General features: G+C 63.1%; 28 protein-coding genes. 22 read left to right on the top strand and 6 right to left on the bottom strand.

The features are described 5' to 3' along the window. The first annotated feature begins 101 nt into the window (after nt 1-101). Genes pgsA through moaE form a run of 3 tightly spaced genes read left to right on the top strand, consistent with a single transcriptional unit; the run spans nt 102 to nt 1,399 of the window. Nucleotides 102-689, top strand: coding sequence for a CDP-diacylglycerol--glycerol-3-phosphate 3-phosphatidyltransferase (gene pgsA, locus F2P47_RS11950; RefSeq protein ID WP_152216600.1), 588 nt, complete (start codon nt 102-104; stop codon nt 687-689). Further along, nucleotides 686-937, top strand: coding sequence for a molybdopterin converting factor subunit 1 (gene moaD / locus F2P47_RS11955; RefSeq protein ID WP_152216601.1), 252 nt, complete (start codon nt 686-688; stop codon nt 935-937). The genes pgsA and moaD overlap by 4 nt, the downstream gene beginning before the upstream one ends. A 3-nt stretch (nt 938-940) precedes the next feature. Continuing rightward, complete coding sequence (gene moaE, locus F2P47_RS11960) at nt 941-1,399, top strand: molybdopterin synthase catalytic subunit MoaE (protein WP_152216602.1); 459 nt, start codon at nt 941-943, stop codon at nt 1,397-1,399. Nucleotides 1,400-1,465: 66 nt separating this feature from the next. On the opposite strand, the gene F2P47_RS11965 is transcribed toward moaE, so the two are convergent. After that, on the bottom strand, nt 1,466-2,362 hold the full coding sequence (locus tag F2P47_RS11965; RefSeq protein WP_152216603.1) for a branched-chain amino acid aminotransferase: 897 nt from the start codon (nt 2,360-2,362) through the stop codon (nt 1,466-1,468). Nucleotides 2,363-2,693: 331 nt separating this feature from the next. On the opposite strand from F2P47_RS11965, the gene F2P47_RS11970 reads away from it, so the two are divergent. From F2P47_RS11970 to F2P47_RS11980, 3 genes are all read left to right on the top strand, one after another. Further along, entirely contained in the window at nt 2,694-3,164 is a 471-nt protein-coding gene (locus F2P47_RS11970; protein ID WP_246176864.1) for a MarR family winged helix-turn-helix transcriptional regulator, read from the top strand. 4 nt (nt 3,165-3,168) lie between these two features. Beyond that, nucleotides 3,169-3,903 (top strand): response regulator, encoded by a 735-nt coding sequence (locus tag F2P47_RS11975; protein WP_152216605.1) that lies wholly within the window; start codon nt 3,169-3,171, stop codon nt 3,901-3,903. 75 nt (nt 3,904-3,978) lie between these two features. Then, nucleotides 3,979-5,304, top strand: a complete 1,326-nt coding sequence (locus tag F2P47_RS11980) for an ATP-binding protein (protein ID WP_152216606.1) — start codon at nt 3,979-3,981, stop codon at nt 5,302-5,304. A 12-nt stretch (nt 5,305-5,316) separates the two neighbouring features. On the opposite strand, the gene F2P47_RS11985 is transcribed toward F2P47_RS11980, so the two are convergent. From F2P47_RS11985 to F2P47_RS12005, 5 genes are all read right to left on the bottom strand, one after another. Next, nucleotides 5,317-5,925 (bottom strand): TetR/AcrR family transcriptional regulator, encoded by a 609-nt coding sequence (locus tag F2P47_RS11985; protein WP_152216607.1) that lies wholly within the window; start codon nt 5,923-5,925, stop codon nt 5,317-5,319. 34 nt (nt 5,926-5,959) lie between these two features. After that, nucleotides 5,960-6,187, bottom strand: a complete 228-nt coding sequence (locus F2P47_RS11990; RefSeq protein ID WP_152216608.1) for a hypothetical protein — start codon at nt 6,185-6,187, stop codon at nt 5,960-5,962. A 5-nt stretch (nt 6,188-6,192) separates the two neighbouring features. Beyond that, complete coding sequence (proC, locus tag F2P47_RS11995; protein WP_152216609.1) at nt 6,193-7,020, bottom strand: pyrroline-5-carboxylate reductase; 828 nt, start codon at nt 7,018-7,020, stop codon at nt 6,193-6,195. Between the two features lie 36 nt (nt 7,021-7,056). Then, a complete protein-coding gene (locus F2P47_RS12000) occupies nt 7,057-7,560 on the bottom strand; it encodes a type III secretion system chaperone family protein (RefSeq protein WP_152216610.1) in 504 nt (167 codons plus the stop codon). A 176-nt stretch (nt 7,561-7,736) separates the two neighbouring features. Next, nucleotides 7,737-8,051: an accessory factor UbiK family protein gene (locus F2P47_RS12005; protein WP_152216611.1), complete on the bottom strand. Its 315-nt coding sequence runs from the start codon at nt 8,049-8,051 to the stop codon at nt 7,737-7,739. A 177-nt stretch (nt 8,052-8,228) separates the two neighbouring features. Between F2P47_RS12005 and F2P47_RS18075 the strand changes: the two genes are divergently transcribed. From F2P47_RS18075 to F2P47_RS12080, 16 genes are all read left to right on the top strand, one after another. Further along, nucleotides 8,229-8,540 carry a hypothetical protein gene (locus tag F2P47_RS18075; protein WP_343032308.1) on the top strand — a complete coding sequence of 104 codons (312 nt, stop codon included), beginning with the start codon at nt 8,229-8,231 and terminating at the stop codon, nt 8,538-8,540. After that, a complete protein-coding gene (locus tag F2P47_RS12010; RefSeq protein WP_343032309.1) occupies nt 8,465-9,583 on the top strand; it encodes a ferredoxin reductase family protein in 1,119 nt (372 codons plus the stop codon). The genes F2P47_RS18075 and F2P47_RS12010 overlap by 76 nt, the downstream gene beginning before the upstream one ends. An 80-nt stretch (nt 9,584-9,663) precedes the next feature. Further along, on the top strand, nt 9,664-10,512 hold the full coding sequence (lgt, locus tag F2P47_RS12015; protein ID WP_152216612.1) for a prolipoprotein diacylglyceryl transferase: 849 nt from the start codon (nt 9,664-9,666) through the stop codon (nt 10,510-10,512). Nucleotides 10,513-10,516: 4 nt separating this feature from the next. Then, the gene (locus tag F2P47_RS12020; protein WP_152216613.1) at nt 10,517-11,599 is read left to right on the top strand and encodes a class I SAM-dependent methyltransferase; all 1,083 of its coding nucleotides are present in this window, start codon (nt 10,517-10,519) and stop codon (nt 11,597-11,599) included. A 13-nt stretch (nt 11,600-11,612) separates the two neighbouring features. Next, a complete protein-coding gene (pgeF, locus tag F2P47_RS12025; protein WP_152216614.1) occupies nt 11,613-12,386 on the top strand; it encodes a peptidoglycan editing factor PgeF in 774 nt (257 codons plus the stop codon). A gap of 252 nt (nt 12,387-12,638) precedes the next feature. After that, entirely contained in the window at nt 12,639-13,493 is an 855-nt protein-coding gene (locus F2P47_RS12030) for a hypothetical protein (RefSeq protein ID WP_152216615.1), read from the top strand. 136 nt (nt 13,494-13,629) lie between these two features. Beyond that, on the top strand, nt 13,630-14,562 hold the full coding sequence (locus tag F2P47_RS12035; protein WP_152216616.1) for a ribose-phosphate pyrophosphokinase: 933 nt from the start codon (nt 13,630-13,632) through the stop codon (nt 14,560-14,562). Nucleotides 14,563-14,654: 92 nt separating this feature from the next. Continuing rightward, complete coding sequence (locus F2P47_RS12040) at nt 14,655-14,855, top strand: hypothetical protein (protein ID WP_152216617.1); 201 nt, start codon at nt 14,655-14,657, stop codon at nt 14,853-14,855. A gap of 21 nt (nt 14,856-14,876) precedes the next feature. Next, complete coding sequence (locus F2P47_RS12045; RefSeq protein ID WP_152216618.1) at nt 14,877-15,311, top strand: type II toxin-antitoxin system VapC family toxin; 435 nt, start codon at nt 14,877-14,879, stop codon at nt 15,309-15,311. Between the two features lie 167 nt (nt 15,312-15,478). Continuing rightward, the gene (locus F2P47_RS12050; protein ID WP_152216619.1) at nt 15,479-16,156 is read left to right on the top strand and encodes a 50S ribosomal protein L25/general stress protein Ctc; all 678 of its coding nucleotides are present in this window, start codon (nt 15,479-15,481) and stop codon (nt 16,154-16,156) included. Nucleotides 16,157-16,180: 24 nt separating this feature from the next. Further along, the gene (gene pth / locus F2P47_RS12055; protein ID WP_152216620.1) at nt 16,181-16,810 is read left to right on the top strand and encodes an aminoacyl-tRNA hydrolase; all 630 of its coding nucleotides are present in this window, start codon (nt 16,181-16,183) and stop codon (nt 16,808-16,810) included. Between the two features lie 2 nt (nt 16,811-16,812). After that, nucleotides 16,813-17,922, top strand: a complete 1,110-nt coding sequence (ychF, locus tag F2P47_RS12060; protein ID WP_152216621.1) for a redox-regulated ATPase YchF — start codon at nt 16,813-16,815, stop codon at nt 17,920-17,922. Nucleotides 17,923-18,049: 127 nt separating this feature from the next. Next, complete coding sequence (locus F2P47_RS12065; RefSeq protein WP_185681096.1) at nt 18,050-18,517, top strand: MaoC family dehydratase; 468 nt, start codon at nt 18,050-18,052, stop codon at nt 18,515-18,517. Beyond that, the gene (locus F2P47_RS12070) at nt 18,517-19,005 is read left to right on the top strand and encodes a MaoC family dehydratase (RefSeq protein WP_152216623.1); all 489 of its coding nucleotides are present in this window, start codon (nt 18,517-18,519) and stop codon (nt 19,003-19,005) included. Before F2P47_RS12065 ends, F2P47_RS12070 begins: the two co-directional genes overlap by 1 nt. Next, nucleotides 19,005-19,682 carry a dienelactone hydrolase family protein gene (locus F2P47_RS12075; RefSeq protein ID WP_152216624.1) on the top strand — a complete coding sequence of 226 codons (678 nt, stop codon included), beginning with the start codon at nt 19,005-19,007 and terminating at the stop codon, nt 19,680-19,682. Before F2P47_RS12070 ends, F2P47_RS12075 begins: the two co-directional genes overlap by 1 nt. Nucleotides 19,683-19,769: 87 nt before the next feature. After that, the gene (locus F2P47_RS12080; protein WP_152216625.1) at nt 19,770-20,207 is read left to right on the top strand and encodes a MarR family winged helix-turn-helix transcriptional regulator; all 438 of its coding nucleotides are present in this window, start codon (nt 19,770-19,772) and stop codon (nt 20,205-20,207) included. Nucleotides 20,208-20,240 lie beyond the last annotated feature (33 nt).

A 20,240-nucleotide genomic window follows, 5' to 3' on the forward strand; every position in this document is an offset into this window, starting at 1 on the left:
AAATAGTTGGCGCCAAACAGCGTCGCTACGCTGACAGGCGGCGCAACTTTGCTATGCTGGCACGTCACGGGGCGCGGCCTGCCCCCTAATATGAGGCGAGGATGCCGACCAATCTGCCCAATCTGCTCACCTATGCCCGCATCGTCATGGTGCCGGCCGTTGTCGCCTGTTTCTATTTCGAAGGCGACGAGCCGCGCTGGTGGGCGCTCGGCATATTCGTCCTCGCCGCCGTCACCGACTTCTTCGACGGCTATCTCGCCCGCGCCTGGGCGCAGCAATCCAATCTCGGCCGCATGCTCGACCCGATCGCCGACAAGCTGCTGGTTGCTGCCGTTCTGCTGGTGCTGACGCGGGACGGCACGATCGCGGGCTATTCGCTCTGGGCGGCGCTGGTCATTCTCTGCCGCGAGATCCTCGTCTCGGGTCTGCGTGAATTCCTCGCCGAGGTTCGCGTCAGCGTTCCCGTCTCGCAGCTCGCAAAGTGGAAGACGACGATCCAGATGGTTGCCCTTTCCTTCCTGCTTGCGGGCCCCGCCGGCGACAAGCTGGTGTCAGGGATCACCACCACCGGGCTGGGGCTCCTCTGGGCGGCAGCGATCCTGACGCTCTACACGGGCTATGATTATTTCAAGGCGGGTATCGTGCATCTGACGGCCCCGGCTCCCTCGGGCCAGGACGGACATCCGTGAGAATCCTCTATTTTTCCTGGGTGCGCCAAAAGGTCGGCACCGCCGAGGAAGCGGTGACGCTCCCGACCGGCATCGCGACCGTCTCCGCGCTGATCGACTGGCTGAAATCGCGCGGGCCCGGCTATGAGGCCGCCTTCGAAAATCTCAAGCTCATCCGCGCCGCCATCGACCAGACCCATGCCGATCTCGACGCGAGCATTGCAGGCGCGGATGAGATCGCGTTCTTCCCGCCGGTCACCGGCGGCTAGACCATGATCCGCGTCCAGACGCAGGATTTCGACATCGGCGCGGAGATCGCGGCGCTGACGCATGGGCGCGCGGATATCGGTGCCGTGGTGACTTTCACCGGCCTCGTGCGTGACGTGACGGGCGGCGCTTCTGTCTCCTCGATGGAGCTCGAACATTATCCCGGCATGACGGAGCGCGAACTTGCGCGCATCGAGGAAGAGGCCAATACGCGCTGGCGCTTGCAGGCGAGCCTCATCATCCATCGCGTCGGCAAGCTCGCGCCGAGCGACAATATCGTCCTCGTCGTAACCGCATCAGCGCACCGCGAGGATGCGTTCAAGGCCGCCGAGTTCCTTATGGACTATCTCAAGACCCGCGCCCCCTTCTGGAAGCGCGAAGCAGGATCCGAGGGCGACCGCTGGGTCGAAGCGCGAGAAAGCGACGACGAAGCCGCGAAGCGGTGGGACGAAAAAGGCGGCTGAGTTTCCTCAGCCGCCTTTTCTCTTATCGTCATTGCCGGATCAAGTCCGGGCATAACAGCTTTTTATTCAAGCGCTCGCGTGGACGCGGATTTCGCGGCGAACTTCCGCCATGTAGTCATCATAGAGCGCCGCAGAGATCGCGCCGGGCGTGTACTTGTGCGGGCCGATCTCACCGACCGGTGTCACTTCCGCCGCCGTGCCGACGATGAAGCACTCTTCGAAGGTCGACAGCTCCTCGGGAAGAATATGCCGCTCGATGAGCTGGAAGCCGCGCTGTTCCGCCAGCGTGATCACCGTCTTGCGGGTGATGCCGTTGAGGAAGCAATCGGCGACCGGCGTATGGATCACGCCGTCCTTCACGAAGAAGATATTCGCGCCTGTGGCTTCGGCGACATAGCCGCGATAGTCGAGCATCATCGCGTCGGCATAGCCCTTGTCCTCGGCGGCATGCTTCGAGATCGTGCAGATCATGTAGAGGCCGGAAGCCTTGGCATGGGACGGCGCGGTCTCGGGCGACGGGCGGCGATATTTCGCCATGTCGAGGCGAATGCCCCTCTTGCGCTGCTCGGGATCGAAATAGGACGGCCACTCCCACGCAGCGACCGCGAGATTGATCTTGTTCTTCTGCGCGGAGACGCCGAGGCCCTCGCTGCCACGCCACGCAACCGGACGCAGATAACCGTCGGTGAGGCCCTGCGCCTTCAGCTCCGCGCGGCAAGCGTCATCAATCTCTTCGACCGAATAGGGAATCTTGAAGCCGAGAATGTCGGCCGAGTTGACCAGACGCTCCGTGTGCTCGCGCAGCTTGAAGATCTCGCCGTTATACGCCCTGCATCCCTCGAATACGCAGCTCGCATAGTGGAGCCCGTGAGTCAGCAAATGGATCTTGGCGTCGGCCCACGGAATGAGCTCGCCATTGAACCAGATGAAACCGTCGCGTTGATCGAAAGGAATGTCAGCCATGTTATTGTTCCTGTTTCGCCGTTCCCGCCGTCGCCTTGAGCTTTTTGGGAAGGCCACTTTGCCCCCGTTAAAGCCTCGCGAAAACATATAGAATTAAGAGAATCGACCGGGCCCGATTAGTCCGGCCTTCCGGGCGGCTGAAGGGACGCTAGCATGACCGGAAAAAATATGTCAACATGGCTGACATAAATTTATGAGCGACATTAAGACACTGGGAAAGACGCGGCCTGCCGACGGGAACTCCCTGGGAAAAGACATGCAACCACCGGGAAAACGGCTTGAATCGGCGGAAAAAGGGGCGTCCCCCCTCGCCTCCGTGGCGCGTCCCCGCGTGCCCACGTCCGAGGAAGAGCGCCTGATCGAGGCGATCGAGCTCCTGTTTTTCAGCTATCGCGACTTCACCAGCGACCCTGACACCATCCTCGAAGAAATCGGATTTGGCCGCGCCCACCACCGCGTCGTCCACTTCGTCGGCCGCAATCCCGGCATCACCGTCGCGTCCCTTCTCGATATTCTGCGTATCACCAAGCAGAGCCTCGCCCGCGTCCTGCGCGAAGTCATCGAGCGCGGCTATCTCGTCCAGCAAACCGGCGAGAAGGACCGCCGCCAGCGCCGCCTCTATCTGACGGAAGCTGGCGCGGAACTCTGGGAGCGTCTGGTTGCGCCGCAGCGCGAACGTGTGCGCGAGGCGTTGGCTGCTTCCGGCCCCGGCGGCGAAACGGCCTGGCGCGAAGTCATGTTCTCGCTGCTTGACGAGGCGCAGAGACCGGACGTCGAAAAGATCATCATCAAGGAGCCGTGAGACAATGACGGGCACGGCAACCGGCAGCGATCCGCAAGAGCCCCGCGAAGCGGGACGGCCCGTGCCTGACGAGGACGCACAGCATATTCTCGTCATTGACGACGACCGGCGCATCCGTGAATTGCTGAAGCGATATCTCGCCGATCATGGCTATCGCGTCACCACCGCCGAAAACGCCGCCGATGCCCGCGCTAAGCTCGCAGGCCTCTCCTTCGATCTTCTCGTCGTCGATGTGATGATGCCGGGCGAAAGCGGGATCGAGTTCACCTCGTCGCTCCGCCGCTCCTCCTCAGTGCCGATCCTGATGCTGACGGCGCGCGGCGAAACCGAAGACCGGATTGAAGGTCTCGAAAGCGGCGCCGACGACTATCTGCCCAAGCCCTTCGAGCCGCGCGAGCTGCTGCTTCGCATCGGCACCATTCTCCGGCGTTCCAAGGGCCCCGGCGGACGCAACGAGGATGTCCCGCTCGGCGATTGCCGCTTCAACATCACCCGCGGCGAACTCCGGCGCGGCGACGAACTGATCCGCCTCACCACGCGCGAGGTGCAGCTCATGCGCATCTTTGCCGCCCACCCGGGTCAGCCTCTTTCGCGCCTCGACCTCTGCGACGACGAGGCCGCCGAACGCTCCATCGATGTGCAGATCAACCGCCTGCGCCGCAAGATCGAAATCGATCCACGCAATCCGACCTATCTTCAGACTGTGCGCGGCGAAGGCTATGTCCTGATGCCGGACTGACCGAATGCGGAACTGACAGGCGGACAAGGAAACCCCATATTAGCGGCGGGCAATCCCGCCCGGAGGCGGATATTGATGCGGTTTCGGCCATTCACGATGATGAAGCGACTGATGCCGACCGGGCTCTATACCCGTTCGCTCATCATCATCGTCGCGCCGATGGTAATCCTTCAGGCCTTTGTCACCTATGTCTTCATGGAACGACACTGGCAGATGGTGACGGAGCGTCTGTCCCAGAAGACGGTCGCGGACATCGCTCTGCTGCTTTCCGAATATGAAACGAACCCGACGCCTCAGACGGCAACGCAGCTTTCGGGGCGGGCGAACAGGTTCCTGTCCCTATCGATCGCCTTTCTGCCGGATGACCAGTTGCCATCGACGCCTTCGACCTCGTATGGGCTGCTCGACCGCTCGCTCTCGGATGAAATCCGGACGCGGATCAACAAGCCCTTCTGGATCAATACCGAGCAATATAGCGACTACGTCGATATCCGCATTCTCTATCCCGGCGGAGTCATGCGAGTGCTGGCGCTGCGCAGCCACGTCTACGCAGCGAACTCACATATCTTCATCGCCTGGATGGTCGGCGCTTCGCTGGTTCTGCTGACGGTCGCGATCCTCTTCCTGCGCAACCAGATCCGACCTATCGAGCGCCTGGCTCAGGCGGCGGAAGATTTCGGCATGGGCCGCGACGTGCCGAGCTTCAAGCCGCAAGGCGCCTCGGAAGTGCGCCGCGCGGCGGCCGCCTTCCTCGAAATGCGCGAGCGCATCCGTCGCCAGATCGAGCAGCGCACCGCCATGCTCACCGGCGTGAGCCACGATCTGCGAACGCCCCTCACACGCTTCAAGCTGCAACTCGCCATGCTGCCCGACACGCCGGAGACGGAAGATCTGCGCGCCGATGTGCGCGAGATGGAGCGCATGCTCGAGGACTATCTCGAATTCGCCCGCGGCCATCAGCGCGAAGCGACGGCGTTGACCGATCTCGGTGAACTGCTCGCGGAAATCCAGAACGACGCCCAGCGCAACGGGCACAGCGTGGCCTTGCAGGTTCACGGCGACCTCGACCTGCCGCTCCGGCGCAACGCCTTCAAGCGCTGCCTCACCAACGTCATCGACAATGCAGGGAAATATGCCGCGCATGTCTGGGTGACGGCGGTGCGCGACGAAGACGACATCGCGGTTGTGGTCGACGATGACGGCGCGGGTATTCCCGAGGACCAGCTTGAAGAAGTCTTCCGACCCTTCTATCGGCTCGACGCCGCGCGCAATCTCGATGCCGGCGGAACCGGGCTCGGCCTTGCCATCGCCCGCGATATCGCGCGGGGACATGGCGGCGACGTGCAGCTTTCGCGCAGCCCCATGGGCGGCCTGCGCGCCGTCATTCATGTGCCGGTATAACAAAAGCCCGGTTCACGCGGCGGCATCGTCCGTCTTGCGTGTGCGCAGCCGCGAGAGTGCGTCCTTCCACTCTTCCGCCTGCCGCAAACGCTTGTCGAGTTCGGCCATGGTCCTGGCCTGATCCTCGCCATCATTGAGCCAGACGCGGAAGGCCGCCGCCCAGACAAGCGCGAGGCCGCGCACACGGATCGCGCCGCGCAGGCCCGACGAATCGATGCCCGCCGCTTCCAGCATCCAGCCAAGCGATTGCAGCGCCGGCCGGATGAGCGACAGCGCACCCATCGGGTCACCCGCAAGGTCGAGCGCGATACGCTTCAATGCGGGCTTCCGGGGCCCGAGCGCGTCGAAGCGCAGCATCAGCACATCGAAGAGACGATCGCGCGGGCTTTCACTCTCGATCCCCTCCGTCTCGGCAGCGGCAAGCACTTCGGCATCGATGCGGCGCTCGAATGCGGCAAGGATATCCGCCTTCGAATGGAAGATATGCGCGAGTTCCGGCAGGCCGATCTTCGCCTCGGCGGCGATGTCGGCCAACGCCAGATCGCGCCAGCCCTGCGCCAGCGCAAGCTTCAGCGCGGCGTCGATGATCTTGTCTTCAGGCGATGCTTTCTTGCGGGCCATGTCTCTGTCTCCTCTGGCCAATGAGGATAGGCATTCAGGCGGGAAGACGCCACCAGCGCCTGAGCGCGACGACCGACCAGATCGCCTCGACCGCACCGAAGGGCCAGGCCCCTTGCAGAAAGCCGTAGATCGAGCCGAGCGCACAGGCGCCCGCGAAGCCCAGCACGAACCACAAGCTCCGCTCCTCCAGCGCATAGCAGACAAGCATCATGGAAACGGCGAAGAGGCCGAACAGCGAAAGCGGATCGAGAAACGCTTCCAAGCCGCCTATTGCCCGAGTTCGCGGGAACGGTCGCGCGCCGCATGCGCGGCATGGCGCATCAGTGTCGACATTCCATTCTCGCCCATCAGCACATCGAGCGCCGCCGCCGTGGTGCCCCCCGGCGAAGTCACGTTCTTGCGCAGCGTCGAGGGCGTGTCGTCAAGCTGGTGAAGCATCTCGCCCGCGCCGGAAACCGTCGCCCGTGCAAGCCTGAGCGCAAGCCCCGCTTCGAGGCCCAGCGACTCGCCCGCCGCCGCGAGGCATTCGGTGAGGTAGAAGACATAGGCCGGGCCCGAACCCGAGATCGCCGTCACCGCGTCGATGAGGCCCTCGTTCTCGACCCAGTCCGCCTCGCCCACCGCGCCGAGAAGCGCCGTCGCAAGCTCGCGCTGCCCAAGGGTCACCAGCGCATTGGCGCAGGCAACCGTGATGCCGCGCCCCACGGAGGCCGGCGTGTTCGGCATGGCGCGAACGACATGCGCGCCTGCACCCAGCAATTCGCCGAGCCTGTGCAGCCCCATGCCCGCGGCGATGGAGATGAAGAGCGTTTCCGGCGCAACCAGCGGCGCGAGATCCGGCAGCACCTGATCCATCATCTGCGGCTTCACGGCGAGTAGCACGACGGAGGGCCTGCGCGCGGCGAGATCGGGGATCGAGAAATTCAGCGGAATGCCGCGCTCGGCGACGAGTTGCGCGATCTCCGCCGGCGGATTGGGGTCGCGGAGATAGACGTCGCGCGGGTTCAGGCCCTGGCCAAGCCACCCGGACAGAAGAGCGCCCCCCATCTTGCCTGCGCCGACAAGAACGAGCGGACCTTGCAAAGTCAGTGTCATTTCAGAAACCGTCTCATGTACCGACGCGGGGAGAACTCAGGCATTGCCCCGCGTCTCGAACATCGCAGCAGCGATCGCTTCTTCGGCGGACTTGCCCGCCCAGAGCACGAACTGGATCGCCGGGTAATAGCGCTCGCAAGCCTCGACCGCCAGTCTCAGCAGCGCCTCGCATTGCTCGGGTGTCGCCGTGGCGCCGCCGCAAAGCAGCAGGCTGTTGCGATAAAGGAGCACGCCGTCTTCCGACCAGAGGTCGAAATGGCCCGACCAGAGCTGTTCGTTGATGAGCGTCAGCAGATGCCGGATGGGCGGCCGCTTGTCCGACGGCACCCGGATATCGAGCGTGGTCGCGACGTGAAGGCCGGAGAGATCGTTCCGCCAGTTGAGCGAGATGTGATGATCGCGCCACTCCCCGGCGACACAGATCGTCAGTTCGTCTTCGTGGCTGCGCTCGAAAATCCAGTCACGGATAGAGGCAACCTGCTCAAGCAGGTCGAGGGGATTTGGATCGAACTCGTCAGCTTCAACAAGAGAAGCAGTCATTCTTCACCCCGACTCGGCAGCTTCCCGGCAGGGCCCGACGCTACATCTTGTAGGTCCAGGGCCCGCGCCCCACCAAACCAACGTGACGCATGCGTTGAGTCGACGCAACCCTTGGGGGTGTGCGGGTTTATGAAAAGCTGGGGATAGTCGAGGAAAGTCTGGGGATATTCCGAGACTTATTCGCCGTCGTTGGCGCCGTCCGGCACTTCTTCGGAGGGCTTGGCCTTCCCCTTCGCCGCCTTGCGGGCAAGCTGGGCCTCCAGCGCCTCTATACGGAGCTTCAGGGCCTCGTTCTCCTCGCGGGCGAGCGCCGCCATGGCGCGCACGACCTCGAATTCCTCGCGGGGAACCAGATCGAGATCGGCAACCAGCCGCTCCGCCTGGGACCGCATGAGGGTCTCCACCTCCTGACGAACGCCCTGCGCGGCGCCGGCAGCATTGGTGAACAGCCGGGCGATCTCGTCGAGAACACGGTTTTGCGTCTGGGTCATTTCGCTCTCCTACTCCGAAGCTGGCCGACCATACCCCCTCAGGCGCAAAAAATCGAACGGGTCAATTTGCCTCGCGGGGGCGCAGGCAATCGCTTTCCCCGGTTGATGCAGATCAAGACGATGTGCGGCCGGAGGGCATAACAATGAAACCCGTAGCGGACAGTACGTGGGGTCATCATGCGGAACATCAAACTCGTCTTCTGGGGCCTGCTCGCCCTGTTGAGCCTTTTGTGGTTCGCCGCCGATCCGAGCGCCCTCGCACAGAGCGGCTTTTTCGCCATTCGCGGAATCATGGTGCAATACACCGGCATCCTCGGCATGGGCTGCATGAGCGTGGCCATGATCCTCGCATTGCGTCCGCGATGGCCGGAGCATTGGCTCGGTGGGCTCGACAAGATGTATCGCCTGCACAAGTGTGGCTCGGCATCGGCGGGCTCGTGCTTTCCATCACGCATTGGCTCTGGGCGAAGGGCCCGAAATGGGCCGTAGGCTTCGGCTGGCTGGAGCGTCCAGTGCGAGGTCCGCGTCCTGCTATCGGGAATCCCGTCGAACAACTCTTCTCCGGTTTCCGCGACCCAGCCGAAGGCTTGGGCGAATGGGCTTTCTATGCGGCGGTGCTGCTGATCGCGGTGGCGCTGATCCAGCGCATTCCCTACCACCTCTTCTACAAGACGCACCGGCTCATCGCCCTAGCCTATCTGGTGCTGGCCTTTCACACGATCGTGCTGATGCAGTTCGGCTACTGGGCCTCGCCGCTCGGCATTCTGATGGCGGTGCTGGTGCTCAACGGCACGACGGCCGCCATCGTCGTTCTGTTCAGACGCGTTGGCACCGGTCGGCAGGCCGAAGGCTCGATCGTCGAACTCAACTATTATCCAACCCTGCGCGTCCTTGAAGGTCAGGTCGCCCTTCCGCGCGGATGGCCGGGACACAAGGCCGGACAATTCGCCTTCGTGACCTCCGACGCCTCGGAAGGCGCACATCCCTACACCATCGCCTCAGCCTGGGATCAGGCTCAGCGCCGCATGACCTTCATCACCAAGGAACTGGGCGACCACACCAGAACGCTTCGCGAGCGCCTGCGCGTCGGCCAGAAGGTGAAGGTCGAGGGGCCCTATGGCTGCTTCACCTTCGATGACGGCTTTCCCCGCCAGATCTGGGTCGGCGCGGGCATCGGCATAACGCCTTTCGTCGCCCGGCTGAAGCAGATCGCCATGGAGCGGCAAGCCGCACCCAACCGGCGCCCCCAGATCGTCGACCTCTTCCACTCGACCGCGGACTGGAGCGACGAGGCCATCGCCAAGTTGACAGGCGATGCCGAGGCCGCTGGCGTTCGCCTCCATGTGCTTCATGACGCGCGCGATGGACGGCTGAATGGCGACCGCATCCGGGAAGCGGTGCCGGAATGGCGCGAGGCGAGCCTCTGGTTCTGCGGGCCCATCGGCTTCGGTGCGGCGCTGCGGCAGGACTTCGCCGGCCATGGAATGGACGTGACGCATCGCTTCCATCAGGAACTCTTTGCGATGCGTTGACGAGCAGGCCCAAGCGCGGCTTGACACTCGACCGGCGGCGGTGACACTGGCGCAGCATCCCTTCGCCACATCGAGGCCCTATGACCGGCATCCCATTCCCCAATATCGATCCGGTGCTCATTCACATCGGGCCGCTCGCGATCCGCTGGTATGCGCTCGCCTATATCGCCGGGCTCGTCCTCGGCTGGCGTTACATTCTCGTCATGATCGACACGCCGAAGCTCTGGCGGGGCTCTGCCCCCATCAGCAAGCTCGAAGTGGACGACGCTCTGCTCTGGGCGGCGCTCGGCGTCATTCTCGGCGGACGCATCGGCTATGTGTTCGTCTATAATTTCAGCTACTACATGGAGCATCCGAACGAGATCTTCACCGTCTGGCATGGCGGCATGAGCTTCCACGGCGGGGCACTGGGCGTTCTCGTCGCGCTTCTCATCTTCTCGCGCCGTCGCAACATTCCGGCGCTGACGCTCATGGACCTCGTCTGTGCCGCGCAACCCATCGGCCAGTTCTTCGGACGCATCGCAAACTTCATCAATGGCGAACTCTGGGGCCGCCCCACCGATGTGCCATGGGCGATGGTCTTTCCGACCGGCGGCCCGATCCCGCGTCATCCGAGCCAGCTTTACGAAGCCGCGCTCGAAGGCATTGTTCTCTTCATCATCCTGCGCCTGCTGACGCATCGCTATGGCGCGCTGAAACGGCCCGGCACCGTGATGGGCATCTTCATCATGGGCTATGGCGTGTCGCGCGTGATCGTCGAGTTCTTCCGCGAGCCTGATGCGCAGGTTGGCTATCTCTATGGCGATTGGCTCACCATGGGCATGCTTCTGTCGGTGCCGATGATCCTCGCCGGCGCACTTCTCGCCTGGAAGGCGCCGGTGGTTGCCGAATGGCTCGCGCCGCAGCGCTCCGCCACCAAGCGGACGTAAAACCATGACCGCGCTTGCGCGCCATATCGCGCGCATGATCGAAGCAGCGGGACCGATCCCGATTTCGCATTACATGGCGCTGGCGCTCGGCCATCCCGAGCACGGCTATTACATGACGCGCGATCCGCTCGGCGCGCGGGGCGACTTCACCACCGCGCCGGAAGTGAGCCAGATGTTCGGCGAACTCGTCGGGCTCTGGATCGCGGACGCCTGGATTGCGCAAGGACGGCCTTCGCCCTTCATCCTTGCCGAACTCGGACCCGGACGCGGCACGCTGATGGCCGACGCGCTGCGCGCGCTCCGCGCCGTGCCGGGTGTGCTCGATGCGGCGCGTGTGCATTTCGTCGAAACGAGCCCTGTTCTCCGCGCGGCGCAAGCGCGCCTCGTCCCCCGCGCAACATGGCATGAGCGTTTCGATCAGCTGCCGCCGGACCCGCTCTTTCTCGTCGCCAATGAGTTCTTCGATGCGCTTCCCATTGCGCAATATGTGAAGACGGAACGCGGCTGGTGCGAGCGGCATGTCGCGCTCGCGGATGGCACCACCGAAGAGAACCCGCGCTTCGTGCCCGTTCTCGCCCCCGTCGCGACGCCCGCCACCGTGCTTCCGCCCGCGATGCGCAACGCAGACCTTGGCAGCATCGGCGAAATCTCGCCCGCCTCCACTGGCATTGCCGAAGCCATTGCCCGGCGCATCGCAGGGCTTGGCGGCGCGGCGCTCATTATCGATTACGGCCATCCGAAAAGTGCCGCAGGCGATACGCTGCAGGCGCTGAAGGCGCATCAATATGTCGATGTCTTCGACACGCCCGGCGAAGCGGACATAACCGCCCATGTCGATTTCGAAGCGCTGGCGGACGCCGCCATGCGCGGCGGTGCAAAGCCTTACGGCCCCGTGGAGCAAGGCGCATTCCTCAGGGCACTCGGCATCGAGGCGCGCTCACATGCGCTGAAGGCCCGCGCGACGCCTGCGCAAGCCGAAGCCATCGATAGTGCATTGGCGCGATTGACGGCAGCCGACCAGATGGGCAGCCTCTTCAAGGTATTGGGCCTGACCGCGCCATCCGCGCCGGTGCCCGCCGGATTCTGACAGGAACTCCCATATGCTTACCGCCAAGCCGCTCGACCAGCTGACGCATATACGCCATGGCTTCTTCACGCGCGAAGGCGGCGTGTCCGAGGGCATCCATGCGTCGCTGAACTGCGGCTATGGCTCCGATGACGACAAGGCGGCGGTGCGCGAGAACCGTGCCCGCGTCGCCCGTGCGCTGAGCGCCGAGCCCGAACATCTCGTCACCGTTCATCAGATCCACAGTCCCAATGTCGTGCGCGTCACCGAAACATGGGAACCGGCCCATGCGCCGCAAGCCGACGCCATGGTGACGGACCGCCCGTCGATCACGCTCGGCATTCTCACCGCCGATTGCGCGCCGGTGCTTTTCGCCGACGGCAAGGCCCGCATCATCGGTGCAGCGCATGCAGGCTGGAAAGGCGCCTTCAGCGGCGTGCTCGATGCGACCGTCGAAGCTATGATCAAACTCGGCGCGAGGCGCGAGGACATCGTCGCCATCATCGGCCCCTGCATTTCGCGCGACGCCTATGAAGTGGGGCCGGAATTTCGCACCCGCTTTGTCGAGGCGAAGGCGGATGACGAGCACTTCTTCGCGCCCTCACCGCGTGGGCAACACTTCATGTTCGATCTGCCCGGCTACGCCACCGCGCGTCTCGAGGCGGCGGGCATCGGCGCGGTCGGCTCGCTCGGTCTCTGCACCTATGCCGACGAGCGCCGCTTCTTCTCCTACCGCCGCACCACGCATCGCAGCGAGCCTGATTACGGGCGGCAGATTTCCGCGATCATGCTCGCGCCGCAAGACTGAAACGGTAGCCAAAGACTTCGGCTCCAGCGTCCGAAGCGGTACCCTTGTCACGGACGAATCGCTCTCTCGCGCATTCGATCCGGCAGCGAGGCGTGAGTGCAGGGCGTAACGAAGGCAGATCATTGGCGGCGGGCACGCAGGCACTTCGGAAGAAGGCTGCGAGTCGCGACCGCCATTGTGATTCTCGGTCTCGCCGGCTGCACGGACGAGACGGCCCCAGCGAGGACCGCAGCTTCCGCAACAGCCATCAAGGTGAAGCTCGATTCCGCGGGCAATATGCGCCCATCGGAGGCAGCGATCCTCGCCTCGCTCATTGAGGAGCAGGCGATGCAACCCGGCATGCCCTTCGCCACAGCCGACGCGCAGCACAAATATTCGATCGCAGGCGCGGTCGACGCCGGGCCCACACCCAAAGGCACCTACCTCGTCGCCGTGCTCGACATTCGCTCGCCCAATGGCGTGGCGCTTCACCGCATCGTCGAGGAAGACCTGATTGCGAAAGGAAACGGCGCCGGCCTTACCCGGTCCGATCTGACTCAGGTAGCGAGCGGCGCTGTGGCGAAGCTTGCGGCCTGGCACATCGCCTCGCTCGCCGCTGGCCGGGCAATGGCGGGGCGCGAGCCGGGCGACATGGGCCCCGACGCCACGGGCCCCGACGCAATGGGCCCCGACGCCATGATCGCGGCCGGGCCGGACGACGACATCACCACGGGCAGCATCTCCCACGGCACCCAGGCGGTGAGCCCCGGCTCGCGGCTTCGCTTCGATATCGACATGGGCCCGGCCCCCGGCGATGGCCGCGAGGCGCTGGCCGCCGCCCTTGGCGATGCGCTCAGGCGCCGCGCGCCGACGCCCCAATGGAATGCGGGACACTATATTGTGCGAGGCGAGGTGGCGCTTTCTTCCACGGCAGACGCGGAGCCCTCTCTTGCGATTCAATGGCAAGTCATGACCGATGACGGGCGCCTCGTCGGCACCGTCATTCAGGCCAATGCCGTGAATCCGGCGCGTGTCGCCACGCGCTGGGGCACTCTCGCAGGCCAGGCCGGGGAAGCAGCGGCCAGCGGCGTGCTTTCCCTGCTCACACAACCCGCCAAAGGTGCCTGAAAGTAACATCTGGCCCATAGTTTTCGCAGGAGCGAAGGAGCCGGTGTTTACAAGCGCCCCGCCGCCTTGTTAAAACCCGCTCGCGCCGTCGCGCCGGCGTCATAATGAGCGCGGCATTCCCCGGGGGTCCAAGGCCATGAAACTCGTCGCAGGCAACTCAAACCGTGCGCTTGCCGAAGCCATAGCCGCCTATCTCAACCTTCCCCTCACAAAATCCGTCGTCCGCCGCTTCGCGGACATGGAAGTCTTCGTCGAGATCCAGGAAAACGTCCGCGGCGAGGACGTCTTCGTGATCCAGTCGACCTCCTACCCGGCCAACGACCATTTGATGGAACTACTCATCATCGTCGATGCGCTGAAGCGCGCCTCCGCGCGCCGCATCACGGCGGTGCTGCCCTATTTCGGCTATGCCCGTCAGGACCGCAAGCCCGGCCCGCGCGCGCCCATCTCGGCGAAGCTCGTCGCGAACCTCATCACCACCGCTGGCGTCGACCGCGTTCTGACGCTCGACCTTCATGCCGGGCAGATCCAGGGCTTCTTCGACATCCCAACCGACAATCTCTTCGCCGCGCCAGTTCTGACGCGCGACATCGAGCAGCATTACGATAACGGCAAGACCATGATCGTCTCGCCGGACGTGGGCGGCGTAGTCCGCGCCCGCGCCATTGCCAAGCGCATCAATGCCGACCTCGCCATCGTCGACAAGCGCCGTGAGCGCGCCGGCGAGTCCGAAGTCATGAACATCATCGGCGACGTGAAGGGCCGTTCCTGCATCCTGGTCGACGATATCGTCGACTCGGCCGGCACCCTCTGCAACGCAGCCGAGGCGCTGCTGAAGCAGGGCGCGACGGACGTTTCGGCCTATGTGACCCACGGCGTCCTGTCGGGCGGCGCGGTCGCCCGCGTCTCGGCCTCGCACCTCAAGGAACTGGTCATCACGGACTCGATCCAGGCGACGGAAGCCGTGCGCGTCGCGCACAATATCCGCACCGTCACCATCGCCCCGCTGATCGGCGAAGCGATGCGCCGGACGGCGGAAGAACGCTCGGTGTCGAGCCTCTTCGACTGAGGCTGGGATCGACAAATGGCCATTTATCACACTCACCGCCCTTGATTCTGGTTACATCCAAGAGCAACTATTGTGCTCTCAAAAGGTGGATCATGAGCACGAAGAAGAAAACGAACATCACTAAGACATCCGGTGCCCATATCGGTCGCAACGCCGCGACTGGTCGGCTTTCTACGTGCAAGGCTGCCGTCAAGAATCAAAAAACCTCTGCCTTTGGGGTAATGCGCGGCACCATGGTCATTAAGGGCGATGTCGTTAGTCCGCTGTACGGACGAAATAGTTCAAAATCCTGATCTATCCCGCAATTGCCGCCTATGGCCACTCCGTCTCCACTGCTTCTCGATACGCATGCTTGGCTTTGGTATTCATTGGGAGAGAGGTCCCTAGGGAGCAACGCCAGAAAGGCAATCGACGCGGCGCAAGCGAACGCGAAGCTCTACGTGTCTGTCGCTTCATGTTGGGAAATTGGGCAACTCGTCGCGAAAAAAAGGCTTTCGCTGTCCCTTCCAATTCGCTCTTGGATGCATCGCTCCATCCAGTCTATGGAACTCAAGGTGATCGACCTGCGGCGACGCCAAGTGATGGATGCTGTCGACATGATCGGTCAGATCGAATCTAAAGATCCATTCGACTCGTTCATTCTTGCTGCAGCGGCACATGCACGCGCAGATTTGGTTTCTGCAGACGGGCACATGAAAAACTATGCGAAATCGTCGGGCTATCTTGGCATAGTTGACGCTAGAAAGTGACGTCCGCAGGCTCTGACAGCCTCCCCTAAACCCTTTCCACGGGTTGAGTTTTCCCCTTTCGGGCGCTATAACGCGCCCCAACCGGCGTCCACACCCCTGGAGGAAACGCCGCGAGCCACCGGCGGGCAGCCCGTCCCCGGGGCTATTTTTGTTGGAGAATCAATGCCATGGCTGAGACCCTGACGCTCAAGGCCGAGGCGCGTACGAAGAGCAGCAAGGGGGCTGTTCGCTCGCTTCGCCTCGCAGGCCGCGTCCCCGCCGTCATTTACGGCGACAAGCAGACCCCTGAACTGATTTCGGTGAACTACAAGGACGTGAACTCCCTCTACCAGACGGGCACGTTCACGAGCCACATCCTCGACATCGAAATCGACGGCCGCAAGGAGCGCGTCATTCCGCGCGACGTGCAGCGCGAGCCCGTTCGCGACTTCCTCATCCATGTGGATTTCCTGCGCGTCGGCAAGAACGCCAGCATCACGGTCGAAGTTCCGGTTCACTTCGTGAACCATGAAGCCTCGCCGGGCATGAAGGCCGGCGGCGTGCTGAACATCGTCAGCCACGAAATCGAACTCTCCTGCCCGGCGGACTCGATCCCCGAGGCGATCGAGATCGACCTCACCGGCTACGAGATGGGTTCGTCGATCCACATCTCTTCCGTCAAGCTTCCCGCCGGCGTGAAGCCAACCACGACCGATCGCGACTTCACCGTTGCGACCATCGCCGCGCCCGCGGCTGTCGTCTCGGCCGAAGCTTCGGCGCCTGCCGCCGCCGCTGCGGCCCCGGCTGCCGCGAAGGGCGCTGCGGCTCCCGCCGCTGCCGCCAAGGCGCCCGCGGCGAAGAAGTAATCTGGTTAGCCGGAGGCCGGCGCGATGCTGCTTCTCGTCGGCCTCGGCAATCCGGGTCCCAAATACGCCTTCAACAGGCACAATATCGGCTTCATGGCGGTGGATGCGATCATCCGCCGCCATTCCTTTTCGCCGGAGCGCCAGCGCTTTCAGGGCCTCGTCTGCGAAGGCACGCTTGGCGGCGACAAGGTCATTGCACTGAAGCCGATGACCTATATGAATGAATCCGGCCGCTCGGTCGGCGAGGCCATGCGCTTCTACAAGCTCACGCCCGATCAGGTCGTCGTTCTTCACGACGAGCTCGACCTGCCGGAAGGCAAGCTCCGCATCAAGACGGGCGGCGGGCATGGCGGCCATAACGGGCTGCGTTCGATCGATGCCCATATCGGGCAGAACTACCGCCGTGTGCGCCTCGGCATCGGCCATCCCGGCGACAAGGACCGCGTGCTCGGCCATGTGCTGGGCGATTTCTCGAAGGCCGACATGAAGTGGCTGGAGCCCTTCCTCGACGCCATCGTGGATGCGTCACCTCTTCTTGGCGAAGGCCATTTCAACAGCTTCGCCAACCGGGTGCATCTCGCGCTCAATCCGGAGCCGGAAAAGAAAAAGCCGGCGCCGAAGGATCAGAAGACCAAAGAAAACGGAGATAAGTAGTCATGGGTTTCAAGTGCGGCATCGTCGGATTGCCCAATGTCGGCAAGTCGACCCTTTTCAATGCGCTGACCCAGACGGCGGCGGCACAGGCCGCGAACTATCCGTTCTGCACCATCGAGCCGAATGTCGGCGAAGTGGCCGTGCCCGACCCGCGCCTTGAAACGCTTTCGGTGGCTGCGAAGAGCAAGGAAATCATTCCGACGCGCCTCACCTTCGTCGACATTGCGGGCCTCGTGAAAGGCGCCTCGCAGGGTGAAGGCCTCGGCAACCAGTTTCTCGCCAATATCCGCGAAGTCGATGCGGTGGCCTATGTGCTGCGCTGCTTCGAGGATGGCGACATCGTGCATGTCGCCGGCAAGATCGACCCGCTGGCCGATGCCGAAATCGTCGAGACGGAACTGATGCTCGCCGATCTCGACAGCCTCGAAAAGCGCGTCGCCGCCGCCGAGAAGAAGGCCAAGGGCGGCGACAAGGAAGCCAAGCAACTCGTCGAGCTGATGAATATCGCGCTCGAACTGCTGCGCGACGGCAAGCCCGCGCGCATCGCGGTCAGGCAGGGCAAGATTTCCGACGAGGACATGAAGGCGTGGAAGGGGCTCAACCTCCTCACCTCGAAGCCCGTTCTTTACGTCTGCAACGTCGATGAAGGCTCCGCTGCGACCGGCAACGACTTCTCGAAACAGGTCGAGACCCGCGCCGCCGCCGAAGGCGCCGAAGCGGTCGTCATCTCCGCGCGCATCGAGGAAGAGATCGCGCAGCTTCCGACTGAAGAGCGCACCGAGTTCCTCGAAACGCTCGGCCTCGAAGAGCCCGGCCTCAACCGCCTCATCCATGCGGGCTACAAGCTCCTTCACCTCATCACCTATTTCACGGTGGGCCCGAAGGAAACGCGCGCCTGGACGATCACGGTCGGCACGCGCGCTCCGGCCGCGGCAGGTGTCATCCATACGGATTTCGAGAAGGGTTTCATTCGCGCCGAAACCATCGCCTATGAGGACTACGTCAAGCTCGGCGGCGAACAGGGCGCAAAAGACGCCGGCAAGATGCGGCTCGAAGGCAAGGAATACGTGGTGCAGGACGGCGACGTCATGCACTTCCGCTTCGCGAACTGACGTCAGGGGGAGCATTGCTCCCCCTACTGCTATCTGGTTAGGCTGCAACAGTTCCGGGCGGAGAAAGACCAGGGTGGCCAGACAGATCTGGCCAGGTATCAGAGTGTCTGAGTGAGTGGTGAGCGAAATGCCCAAATATTACTGGGAAGATTTCAAGGTCGGCGACACGCTCGAATTCGGCACGAAGCACGTAACCCGCGAAGAGATTCTCGAGTTCGCGAGCGAATTCGATCCCCAGCCATTCCACCTCGACGAAGAAGCTGCAAAGAAGTCCATCCTCGGCGGGCTCTGCGCCAGCGGCTGGCACACCAGCGCGATGCTGAAGCGCATGATATGCGACGCATTCGTTCTGGAGTCCGCCTCCGTCGGCATACCCAGCATCGAGGAGATACGCTGGAAAAAACCCGTCTATGTCGACGACGTGCTTTCCGTCAAACGCACTTGCATCGAGCGGCGCACGTCCAAACGCCAGCCGGGAATGGGGCTGACCCGCTTCGCCTACGAGGTCTTCAACCAGAAGCGGGAAGTCGTGATGACAATGGTGGGCTGGGTCAAGTATGGCCGCCGCCACGCCGACGAAGCGGTGGAGGCCTGATGCCCTGGTTCGAGGATATTGAGCTCAACGTCAAAACGGAGCTCGGCAGCCATACGTTCACCGAAGAGGAGATCATCCGCTTCGCGCGCAAATACGATCCGACGCCCTTCCATGCCGATCCGGAAGCGGGGAAAGACAGTCCCTTCGGAGGCCTCATAGCAAGCCGGTGGCACACGGCGGCGACATGGATGAAACTCATGGTACCGCATGTTCGGGGGCGCGTTGAGCAGCCGGACGAAACGGGCCGCACACCTTCGGCAGGGCCCTCGCCGGGCGTTCTCGACCTTCAATGGCCAAACCCCGTTCGACCCGGCGACACGATCAGCTACTCGACGATGCCCGTCGAAAAGGTGGAGATGCGCTCGCGTCCGGAATGGGGCATCCTCAGGAGCCGCAACGAGGGCGTGAACCAGAGAGGAGAGCTTGTCCTGCACTTCATCGGGCAGGCTCTCATCGAACGAAAACCAAAGACCGGGGAGACGAAGTGATGTCGCACAAGGGCAAGATGATCACGCTGAAGAGCGGCGACGGCGCCGATATTCTCGCCTATCACGTGAATGCCGAAGGCACGCGCAAGGGCGGCCTCGTCCTCATCATGGAAATTTTCGGCGTCACCGATCACATCAAGGACCTTTGCGACGGCTATGCCGCGCGCGGCTATGACGTTGTCTCGCCTCAGCTTTACGACCGGCAGGTAAAGGACTTCAAGGCGACCTATGCCCAGGAAGACATCCAGAAGTCGCTTGAGTATCGCGCGAAGAACCCGATCGAGAATACCGTCATGGACGTGCAGGCGAGCGTGGACAAGCTCCGTGCCGACGGCAACAAGAAGGTCTTCATCACGGGCTATTGCTATGGCGGCACGGTCGCCTGGGTTGCGGCCTGCCGCGTGAAGGGCCTCGATGCCGCCGCCTGTTATTACGGCGGCGCGATCAAGGACTTCCTCGACGAAACGCCGAAGTGCCCGACCATCAATCATTTCGGCGAGAAGGATCATTCGATCCCGATGGACGTCGTCGAGAAAATCAAGGCCGCGCACCCGGAAGTGCCGTCCTATGTCTATGACGCCGACCACGGCTTCAACTCCGACCGCCGCAACAATTACGACAAGGCGGCGGCCGAACTCGCGCTGAAGCGCACACTGGAGCTGTTCGAGAAGGCCTGAGACTGCTCCAATTCCGGTTATTCACAATTTCATTGCGTCATCGCCAATTCGCGCCATATTGATTGGCGCCTGACGCGAGCGACGCCCATGAAAAAACATGCCGATCCCCTGCTTCTCGAAAATCAGCTCTGCTTCGCGCTTTACTCCGCGTCGCTGCAGATGACGAAGCTCTACAAGCCGCTCCTGGCGGAGATCGGTCTCACCTATCCTCAATATCTCGCCATGCTGGCGCTGTGGGAGGAAGACGGCGTGACGGTCGGCGCGCTCGGCGAGCGGCTTTTCCTCGATTCCGGCACACTGACGCCGCTGCTGAAGCGGCTCGAGGCGGCGAAGCTCGTGAAGCGGACCCGCAACGAGGCCGATGAGCGGCAGGTTCTCATCCAGCTCACGGACAAGGGCCGGGCCCTGAAAAAGGTCGCGTCCGGTATCCCGGCGCAAGCCGCCTGCGCGGCCGGACTTCCCATTGATGAACTCTCCAACATCAAGAAGAAGCTCGAGAAGCTTCGTGGAAATCTTGCGGGCTAACCCCCCGAGGCCAAAGGCGGGAAAAGGCTTGCT

It is taken from the genome of Parvibaculum sedimenti, assembly GCF_009184905.1.
GTDB lineage: Bacteria > Pseudomonadota > Alphaproteobacteria > Parvibaculales > Parvibaculaceae > Parvibaculum > Parvibaculum sedimenti.